Annotated in this window: 8 protein-coding genes and 1 pseudogene; 6 read left to right on the forward strand and 3 right to left on the reverse strand. The window is 39.1% G+C overall.

Annotated elements, in window-relative coordinates:
- Positions 1-735 (forward strand): AraC family transcriptional regulator (locus Q8907_07710; protein ID MDP4274148.1); only part of this gene is annotated, 735 nt, incomplete at its 5' end.
- Positions 736-833: 98 nt separating this feature from the next.
- Here Q8907_07710 and Q8907_07715 read toward each other — a convergent pair.
- Positions 834-1694 (reverse strand): RNA polymerase sigma factor RpoD/SigA, encoded by an 861-nt coding sequence (locus Q8907_07715; GenBank protein ID MDP4274149.1) that lies wholly within the window; start codon positions 1692-1694, stop codon positions 834-836.
- A 135-nt stretch (positions 1695-1829) separates the two neighbouring features.
- Positions 1830-3278, reverse strand: coding sequence for a Do family serine endopeptidase (locus tag Q8907_07720; GenBank protein MDP4274150.1), 1449 nt, complete (start codon positions 3276-3278; stop codon positions 1830-1832).
- Between the two features lie 300 nt (positions 3279-3578).
- On the opposite strand from Q8907_07720, the gene dapF reads away from it, so the two are divergent.
- Entirely contained in the window at positions 3579-4364 is a 786-nt protein-coding gene (gene dapF / locus Q8907_07725; protein MDP4274151.1) for a diaminopimelate epimerase, read from the forward strand.
- Between the two features lie 146 nt (positions 4365-4510).
- On the forward strand, positions 4511-5005 hold the full coding sequence (locus Q8907_07730; protein MDP4274152.1) for a hypothetical protein: 495 nt from the start codon (positions 4511-4513) through the stop codon (positions 5003-5005).
- A gap of 63 nt (positions 5006-5068) precedes the next feature.
- Here Q8907_07730 and Q8907_07735 read toward each other — a convergent pair whose 3' ends face one another.
- The gene (locus Q8907_07735) at positions 5069-6379 is read right to left on the reverse strand and encodes a glycerate kinase (protein MDP4274153.1); all 1311 of its coding nucleotides are present in this window, start codon (positions 6377-6379) and stop codon (positions 5069-5071) included.
- Between the two features lie 490 nt (positions 6380-6869).
- Here Q8907_07735 and fucP point away from each other — a divergent pair, with 490 nt between their 5' ends.
- From fucP to ppk1, 3 genes and pseudogenes are all read left to right on the forward strand, one after another.
- Positions 6870-8189, forward strand: a complete 1320-nt coding sequence (fucP, locus tag Q8907_07740) for an L-fucose:H+ symporter permease (GenBank protein ID MDP4274154.1) — start codon at positions 6870-6872, stop codon at positions 8187-8189.
- Positions 8190-8283: 94 nt separating this feature from the next.
- Positions 8284-8631, forward strand: a pseudogene (locus tag Q8907_07745) (L-rhamnose mutarotase).
- A gap of 439 nt (positions 8632-9070) precedes the next feature.
- The coding region (gene ppk1 / locus Q8907_07750) for a polyphosphate kinase 1 (GenBank protein MDP4274155.1) at positions 9071-10588 on the forward strand (1518 nt) is incomplete at its 3' end.

Genomic DNA, 10588 nt, shown 5'->3' on the forward strand with positions numbered 1-10588 from the left:
CGTAAACATGGCTGTGACCAGAATATATTGATTTATTGCGTGAAGGGTAAGGGCTGGGTGGAATGCCAGGGCGGAAGAAAAACTCTGTCAGAAAACCAGTTTTTTATTATTCCCGCCCAGGTACCTCATTCGTATGGCGCTGATAAGGCTTCGCCCTGGACTATTTATTGGATACATTTTAAAGGAGATATTGCCGGACGTTTTGTGGATGACATTTTAAAAATCAGGGATATGGAAACCAACGAAAGTTCGCGGAACAGGGAAAGGATTACCGCAATGTTTAAGGAGATTTACGAAAACCTGTCGATGGGTTACAGCATTGAGAACCTTGAATATTCAAGCATTTGCCTGTGGCGCCTGCTGGGCTCCTTCAAATATACCGCACAGTTTCAGCGCACCAATGAGGCGAAGAGACACGATATTGTTGAAAAAGGTATATTATATATGAACGACCACATCCAGGAAAAAATCAGGCTGGAGGACCTGGCTTCGAGCTGTGGTTTGTCGGTTTCCCATTATTCAAAGGTATTTAAGGCCAAGACCCTGCATTCGCCAATGGCCTATTTTAATGACCTGAAGATACAAAAAGCCTGTCAGTTGTTGGATTTTTCGGACATGCAGGTAAAGGAGATTTCCGCCCAGCTGGGGTTTGACGATGTGTTTTATTTTTCCCGCCTTTTTAACCAGACCATGGGGCTGTCGCCAACCCTGTACAGGAAAAAGAAGAAGGGGTAAAATCCCCATAGAGACAAGGTATATCCCGTCTCTACATATAAAAAAACCGCTTAAATTCATCATTTAAGCGGAAAAAATGAAAATAAAAAATAAAAAAATTAACCCAGATACGTCTTCAGTAATTTACTACGTGAGGTATGACGTAAGCGGCGAATAGCTTTCTCTTTAATCTGACGGACCCGTTCGCGGGTAAGTCCGAATTTTTCTCCTATTTCTTCCAAAGTCATTTCCTGAATTCCAATGCCAAAGAAAAGTTTGATGATGTCTCTTTCGCGTTCGGTCAGGGTAGAGAGTGCGCGGTCGATTTCTTTGGAAAGGGATTCGTTGATCAGCCGCCTGTCAGCATTTGGCGAATCATTGTTTACCAAAACATCCAGCAAGCTGTTGTCTTCACCGTCAACAAAAGGAGCATCAACGGATACGTGCCGTCCCGAAACCCTCAGGGTGTCGGAAACCTTTTCTTTAGGTAATTCCAGGGCATCGGCAAGTTCTTCAGGAGACGGGGTACGCTCAAACTCCTGTTCGAATTTGGAATAGGCCTTGTTAATCTTATTTAAGGAGCCAACCTGATTCAGAGGTAAACGGACAATTCTGGATTGTTCGGCCAATGCCTGCAAAATGGACTGACGAATCCACCATACAGCATAGGAAATGAACTTAAAACCTCTGGTCTCATCAAATTTCTCGGCTGCTTTAATTAATCCTAAGTTTCCTTCATTGATCAAATCGGGTAAACTTAATCCTTGATTTTGATATTGTTTTGCTACTGAAACCACAAATCTCAAATTTGCTCTTGTTAATTTTTCAAGTGCAGCCCTGTCTCCCTTTTTAATCCTTTGTGCCAACTCAACTTCTTCCTCAACAGTAATCAGTTCTTCTCTCCCTATCTCTTGCAAGTATTTGTCAAGGGAAGCACTTTCTCTGTTAGTAATTGATTTTGTGATTTTTAATTGTCTCATTATAATGCCTCGAATTTTTTGCAAAGTTACTCATTTTTCAGGTAACTTTCAATTATCTTTAAACTTTTATATGATTCCTTCATCAGATTGTAAATTAAAAACATCACAACCTGATGAAGAATCCTTGTTGGTCAGTTACATGCCAAAAGCGTAGTAAGCAACATTCCCATCGGGATAAATGCCCTGAATGAAAACACCGCCCTTAGTCTTGGCAATAACACTCCTGATATCATCAACGCTGACAACAGGTTTGTTGTTTATTTCCATGATAATAAACCCTTCTTCAACTCCGGCTTTTTTCAGTTTTCCATTCTGAAGTTCTATTACTTTCACTCCATGGGATATTTTCAGGTCTTTTTTCTCTTCAGCGGAAATTTCTTCGAAACTGGCTCCTAATGTTCCTACCAGGGCTTCTTTGCTGATCATCTTTGTACGTCCCTGCATGTTACGTAAAGTTACCTCAAATTGTTTCATTTTATTATCCCTCATTACCGTAACCATGACTTTATCATTGGGGTGGAACTTGTTGATCTCTTCCTGCAGGCTGGCCGTATTGTTGATTTCATTATCGTTTACTTTAACAACCACATCGCCTTCTTTTATTCCGGCGGCAGCTGCGCTACCTTTTTCAACTACTTTGGCAATATATACTCCTTCAATTTTATCTATTTTTTTACTTTTGGCTAAAGAGGCATCTACGTCTTGAATGATTACACCCAAAACGGCCCTTTGTACTTCGCCATATTTCATTAAATCGGCAACAACCTTTTTGGCAATGTTTACAGGAACGGCAAACGAATTGCCCGAATAAGCTCCGGTGGGGGTGGCAATCGCCGTATTGATTCCTACCAGTTCTCCTTTTGTATTGACCAAAGCTCCGCCGCTGTTGCCGGGATTTACTGCTGCATCGGTCTGAATGAACGATTCTATGGGCGATTTGCTGTTCTCGCCAAGCAGGTTAATGTTCCTGCCTTTGGCACTGACTATTCCGGCTGTTACAGTAGAGGTAAGGTTATAAGGATTGCCAACTGCCAGTACCCATTCGCCAATTTTCAGATCATCCGAGTTCCCGTAAGTGATGAAAGGGAGGTCTTTTTCATCTATCTTCAGCAGGGCAATATCTGTGCTGGGATCCGTACCAATTACCTTTGCCGTATATTCCCTTTTATCATTTAAAACGACCTGTATGGAATCGGCTTTGTCAATAACATGGTTGTTGGTAATTATATATCCATCGGCTGAAATGATTACCCCTGAACCGAATCCTAAAACAGGCTGGGGAGTAATATTCCTGTCACCAAAAAAGAAATCATAAAAAGGATTATCCGAATCAATCATGTTTTTGGCACTTCCCAAAGACTTTGTTTTGACATGCACCACGGCATGCACCGTTTTTTCAGCAGCATAAGTGAAATCGACCGGATCATTCTGGAATTTTTCTGCCGGTCCGTATAGCCTTTCCTGACCTCTTGATACACTGCTTTGAATCCGGCTGTTTTGGATTGCTTTGGCACTGACCGAGGTGATTATCAAACCACAAAATAAAACTGTTAAAAAAGTTCTTCTTAAGTTACTCTTCTTCATCTTCATTTAAAAATTTAAGAATTTGACGTTAAGTTAATCATGAATTATATGATTTTGGGATTAAACCGGAATCCATAAAGCAGAAGTTCAAACTGACCTCCGTTTAAGGTTTCATTCCAATTTAAATCTTTTTAAATATCCTTGCATTCAACATTTAAAATCAAGAATTGTTTAGCTTGTACTCCTAAAAAATTAAATTATTAATGGTACTTTTGCTTTAATTTTATGCATGTAAAACGCAAAAATGTTCTGGATGTTGTCAGAAAATTATAAATTAACAATTTTTTAATCCCAAATTAAATGTTGGTTCATTTTAACAAGTATCAGGGGGCAGGCAATGATTTTGTGCTGGTCGACAATCGTAATGCCCATTTGGCCCTTTCAGTAAGTCAGATAAAAGGAATTTGTGACAGAAGGTTTGGAATAGGAGCCGATGGACTGATGTTGCTTGATAATCATTCCTCGCTTGATTTTCAGATGAAATACTATAATTCTGATGGCCGTGAAAGTACCATGTGTGGCAATGGAGGAAGATGTATCACTGCTTTTGCAAAGAAACTGGGTATTGTTGAAGAGCACGCACATTTTCAGGCTATTGATGCTGTTCATGAATCCTTTATTGATCCGGCATCAGGAATTGTTAGACTTAAAATGAACGATGTTCATGAAGTTGAAGCCGGAACCGGTTATTTTTACCTCAATACAGGTTCGCCGCATTTTGTGACTTTTGTTCAGGATGTAAAAAATATGGATGTCTTTTCCGAAGGCCGTAAAATAAGATATAACCAACGGTTTAAAGCTGAGGGCACCAATGTGAATTTTGTTGAACATATCTCTGATGCCCATATTTTTGTCCGTACTTATGAACGCGGAGTTGAAGATGAAACCTATTCCTGTGGGACCGGAGTAACTGCTTCTGCCATAAGCACTGCCCTGAAAAGCAAGTCCGGTAGAAATTCCTATGATATTTCTACACTGGGAGGGGAGCTGAAAGTAAGTTTTGAAAAAGTATCCGATCAGGAATTTAAAAATATATGGCTGGAAGGTCCTGCAACCTTCGTTTTTGAAGGGAATATCGAAATTTGATTAACAAACTAAAATTATAATCTGTATAATTTTGGTCGACGAATATTGTCTTACATAGTTTTTTTTCATGATTTTTTAAAATTCTGGAAATTATTTCAAAAAAAATAGTAAATTTCTCTTAATTAAAAACTTAAAAGTCAAAAACTATGAAGAAAATTGTTGCATCAATCGTTTTGATGGCTTTCACTACTCTTTTAATTTGCAATGCCCAGGAAACGAAAGCTAAGGTTGAAAAGAAGAAGGCCAAGACTGAGCAGGTTCAGAAAAAAGCTGTAAAGAAGAGTGTTGAACAAAAAGCCAAAACAGAGAAAACACAGGCCGTTTCAAAAGCAAAAGCTGAAAAAGGTAAAGCTGTAGAGACAGGTAAGGCTAAAGCAGAAAAAACCAAGTCTGCTGTAAAAACCAAAGCCGAAGGTGAAAAGACTAAGGCTATGACTAAAGGCAAAGCCGAGAAAACAGAGGCTGTTTCAAAGGCAAAAAAAACAACTGTAAAGTTTACCAAACCAGCTGAAAAACCGGCTGCGGGTGATAAAATCATTCCCGGCAAAAAGGGGCCTGAAGGCCAACCTGTTTATTCGGGTCCTAAGGGCGGACAATATTACATCAATAAAAACGGGAATAAAACCTATCTGAAAAAGTAAATTATTTTAGCGTTCAGGCAGAATTTTAAATTTAAATTCTGCCTGATTTTTTTTCTGTAAATATCATTCAATAAGAATGATGATGATATCCATTACATTTGTCAGTGTAGGCCCACTGATGACCAGTCCCCCAACCTTTTCAAAAAAGTGATAGGAGTCGAAATCCTTTAAATACTTTTCAGGAAGAACATTCCTTGCTATTGCCTTATTGTACGTATTACAGTTTACAACCGCCCCTGCTGCGTCAGTGGGGCCGTCAGTTCCGTCAGTCCCGGCCGTCAGGAGGGTGATCCCCTTCAAATCTTTCAAAAGGCAAGCAGCCAGCAGTGCCAAATGTTGATTTCTTCCTCCCAGTCCTTCCCCCTTGACTTTTACCGTGATTTCACCACCCAATAAGAGGCAGACTGGCCCTCCGGCAGGAAAATCATTTTTGGCCTTCAGCGCCTGACTGATTAAACTGGGTGCTATATCTTCAACTTCCCCGGTAAGCGTACTGGTAATGATCCGTACGGAATATCCCATTTTTGTCGCTTTATTTAGGGCTGCATCTAAGGCCGTACGGTTATTCCCGATGATGAAATTATGCGTTTTCAGAAAAATTTCATCCCCGGGTTTGGGCGTCTCTGGAATCAGTCCTGCCACACCAAGTTCTAACATTTTAATTATTCCCGTGGAAATTTCCAACCTGAGTTTGTACTTGTCAATGACCTCAATGGCCTTTTGAAAAGTCGAGGTATCAGGTACGGTAGAACCTGATGCAATGATATCCATTGAATCGCCCACAACATCCGATAAAAACAGGCTGAGTGCTGTGGCCGGGTAAATTATTTTTGCCAGATTGCCTCCTTTTATTGCGGACAGGTGTTTACGAACAGCGTTGATTTCAGAAATATTTGCCCCACATCGCAGCAGGAGGGACGAAAGATTCTGAAGGTCATCCAGGGCTATACCTGTGGGGCAGTCAGCCATCAATGCTGATCCGCCTCCCGAGAAGAGGCAAATGACCAAATCGTTTTCCTGCGCTTTTTGCGCAAGTTGAATTATTCTCTGAGAAACCGTCAATCCGTTGTGATCTGGAATAGGATGCCCGGCTTCAATACAGTTTATTTTATTGAGTTGACAGGCATGTCCATATTTTACTCCAATGCAACCTTCATCGATTTTATTCCCTAAGAGGGTTTCAACAGCCTGTGCCATCAAACCGCTGGCTTTGCCGGCACCAATTACATATATGTGTTCAATTGTCCTGAGATCCAGTCTGAAATTTTTGATAGACAATAAATTATCTTTCAGTTTTAGATTATTGAAAATAAGTTTGTCGGGTTTGACCCCATCACAGGCAGATGAAAATATGAATTGTGCATCAGAAACCATGTTAATGATATTTTTCAGGTAAAATTATCAACTGTAAATTAAAGAAATAAATAATTTTTTTTCTGAAAATATAAATGGTTTTTTTATAGCTTTGGCGCAATATATTGTTGCGAAGATTATAAACCTGGCGGAATGTTTTTCTTAAGAAAGAATGAAATAAAAAAACTGAATGTCTATATATTTTTATAAAAAACGTGCCCGCAAACGATAAAAGTAGGAACTGTAATATTTATTGTGAATTAACGTATTATACTTTGCCCGGATAACGAGAATTGCAGGCAGATAAGATATATTTGTCCGGTTGCTTTTTTCCCGTAAAAGAAGCTGATTGGTTGCTTCTCTGGCAGAGAATGAATCGGATTAAGAATGGACTGAAAGAATGAAATCAGGGAAAGCACCTAAAAATATTTTCGGGGAATTTCCCGGTTCTTGGTTGAATTATGAAAAGTAACTTATTATTAACTTATTAATTTAATTGAATAAAATGACTTTGGAAACAACAACAGCTGAAAAAACTAAAAGTACCGCTAAACATGCATTTGGTATAAGCAAGGAAATATTGATTCCTTTTATATTGGTTACCAGCCTTTTCTTCATGTGGGGAGTTGCTAATAACCTGAATGATATTTTAATCAAGCAATTTAAAAAATCATTTTTGTTATCCGATTTGCAAACCAGCTTAGTGCAGTCTGCCTTTTATCTGGGCTATTTTTTCATGGCCATGCCGGCTGCAGCATTGATGAAAAAATTTGGTTATAAAACCGGTATCGTTATTGGTTTGTTATTTTATGCATTGGGCGCATTCTTGTTCTATCCGGCAGCCCAGGCTTGTGTATATGGTTATTTCCTGACTGCCTTGTTTGTTTTGGCCTGTGGATTATCTTTTCTTGAAACAGCTTCCAATTCTTACATTACAGTATTAGGACCGGCCGAAAGTTCTGAGCGAAGGTTGAATTTGTCACAAGCCTTTAACCCAATCGGCGCTATTACCGGTGTGATAATAGGCAGAACTTTCATTTTTTCGGGAATAGAAAAAACTACTGCGCAACTTAATTGCATGAGTGATGTGGCACGGCAAACCTATCTTTCTACTGAAACAAGAGCAGTTCAAATGCCTTATGTGGTTATTGGCTGTGTTGTTTTAATCTGGGCTATTGTTATTCTTTGTGTCCACTTTCCTAAAGGCAGGGAGGCAGAGGATAAAACGGCCGGGCAAAGTCAGCATAAAGCAAGTTTTAGGGACTTATTTAAGCAAAAACATTTTATTTTGGGCGTATTGGCTCAATTTTGCTATGTGGGTGCACAGGTTGGCATCTGGAGTTTTATGATCAGGTATTCACAACATAATGTTCCGGGAACACCCGAAAAAATTGCCGCCGACTATCTCACCCTTACCCTTGTCTTGTTTATGATTGGCCGTTTTGTAGGTACAGCTCTGATGAAATTTTTTAAGCCCAATAATATCATGTCTGTTTTTTCCTCCATCAATGTAATTTTAACCTTGTTCGGAATTTTTGTAGGAGGGCATATCGGTTTATGGGCTTTAATTATCAGCAGTTTCTTTATGTCCATTATGTTCCCTACAATTTTTGCCTTGAGCCTTAAAGGATTGGGTGAAAACACCAAACTTGGCTCATCCTGGCTGATCATGGCAATTATAGGAGGTGCAGCATTCCCGGCACTGATGGGATTAATGTCTGATTTAACCGGAAAAATTAATTATGGTTATGTGGTTCCCTGTTTATGTTTTATTTATGTCTTTTTCTATGCTTCCAAATTATGTAAATCAGGGCTTTCTGCCGGAAAATAATTAGAATTCACAGATTAAAAATTTAAAAACATTCATGGTTGGCAATTTTTTATGTTATAAATTGCAGGATCATGAATGTTTTATTTTTATAAAGATGAAGAACATTAAACGTTATTGTAAATTTTTACTTCTGAAGCCTGATCCAGAGCTTATGGTAAAATATAAAGCCGTACATGCAAAAGGAGCTGCATGGCCCGAAATAACCCAGGGCATGATTGATGTAGGCATCCTGGACATGGAAATATATCTTTCCGATTACAGGCTTTTTATGATTATGGATACCGTTCCCGGCTTCGATCATGTAAAAGATATGGACATCCTGGCAACAAAACCCAGGCAGGAGGAATGGGAGGCTTACGTCTCGAGGTTTCAGCAGTCCTCGGCTGCTGCTTCGGCTGCTGAAAAATGGCAGTTGGCCGAAAGAATTTCCGGAATGGAAAAAACTTCGGGCTCTGCTGCCGGCGGACAGCTTAAGATCAGGAAGACCTCCAGGTTCAGATATTGTTTCATTAATGAAACTGAAGCAATGCAAGAGATCAAATCGGGCATTCCTGCTGTAAGTCCACATAATCTGAATCCGGAAATTGAAGATTTTGAATTTTATCAGTTCGGAAATTTTAATTTATGTATTCTGGATACCAATCTTGAGAAACTATTTCCCAATTCGGTAATTCAAAATTTAAGTGACATATTGTTTAAACCAGGGGCTGTTGAAGCGGCTAACCCTTATTCATGGAAACTCATGGAAAGGATGTATAAAATGGGCGAATGATTTATTTTTTCATTAATTGACAAGTATATAATTTACTTTCTGACTTTAAAGTTTGTAATAAAATTGCTTAATTTGTAAAAACTGAAGTTAGGCTACTCAAATAGAAGAGATGGGAAAGCAAAAAATTATTATAAACAGGGAGATAAGTTGGTTGTCATTTAATGATAGAGTGCTTCAGGAAGCCTCAGATCCTGCAGTCCCTTTGATGGAGCGCATAAAATTCCTGGGTATTTTTTCCAATAACCTGGATGAGTTTTTTAAGGTACGCGTAGCGACATTGAAGAGAATGATTGATATAGGGAAAGGCTCTAAAAGCCTGATAGATGAAAGCCCCAAAGTTGTTCTTAACAAAATTCAGAATATCGTTATTAAGCAACAGGAAAAGTTTGATAAAATATATCGCTTTATACTGAATCAACTGAAAAAACAGAACATATTCATTATCAACGAAAATCAGATCAAACCGGAACAGGAAAATTTTATCAAAGAATATTTTGAGGAAAAAGTGATGCCTGTTATTTCGCCCATCATGTTGAGCGAAGTATCCAGCTTCCCTAATTTGAGGGATAAATCTATCTATCTGGCAGTAAAGCTTACTAAAGATTCTGCTCCTAAAAAGCCTGAATATGCTTTGATAGAGATACCCACCAGCGATTTGTCCCGGTTTATCGTTTTGCCTTCGGTTAATGATAAGAAATATATCATTCTGCTTGATGATGTTATTCGTTACAATTTGAGCGAAGTATTTTATATTTTTAATTTCGACCATTTTGAGGCTTACACCATCAAGATCACCCGGGATGCCGAACTGGATATTGATAATGACCTATCGGTAAGCTTTCTTGAAAAAATTTCAAAAAGTGTGAAGGACCGCACCAAAGGACAGCCTGTACGTTTTGTGTACGACAGTTCTATTGCCCCCGACATGTTGCGTTATCTTACCCGAAAGTTGAAGCTGGGTAAAGAAGATAATTTTATTCCCGGTGCCCGTTACCACAATTTTAAGGATTTTATGGGTTTTCCGAATATAGGGACAAGGGATATGGAATATATCAGTTGCCCGCCTGTTCCTCATGCTCTTATTCTGACTCACAACAGTATCCTGGATTTGATTGCCAGTCAGGATTTATTGCTGCATTTTCCCTATCACAAGTTTGCCCATTTTATCAATTTTCTCCGGGAAGCAGCGATAGACCCCAATGTTAAAAAAATAAAGATCACCCTTTACCGGATTGCTAAAAATTCAAAGGTAATTGCTGCTTTGATCAATGCGGCAAGAAACGGGAAAGAAGTCACGGTAGTGGTTGAGCTTCAGGCCCGCTTTGACGAGAGTACCAATATCTACTGGTCGAAGAAGCTCGAAGAGGCCGGCGCTAAAGTCCTTTTTGGGGTAAGAGGATTGAAGGTGCATAGCAAACTGGTTTCCATTACCCGGGTGGTGAATAACCAACTTGTTAATTATGCCTGCATAAGTACCGGGAATTTTCATGAGGACAATGCCCGGATTTATTCGGATGTGTTCTTTTTCACCATAGATAAACGGATTGCCCTGGAAGTGCAGAAAATATTTGATTTCTTTGAAAACATTTACAAAAACTACACTTACCGCCACCTTCTGGTATCGCCC

It is taken from the genome of Bacteroidota bacterium, from assembly GCA_030706565.1.
In the GTDB taxonomy this organism is placed as follows: domain Bacteria; phylum Bacteroidota; class Bacteroidia; order Bacteroidales; family JAUZOH01; genus JAUZOH01.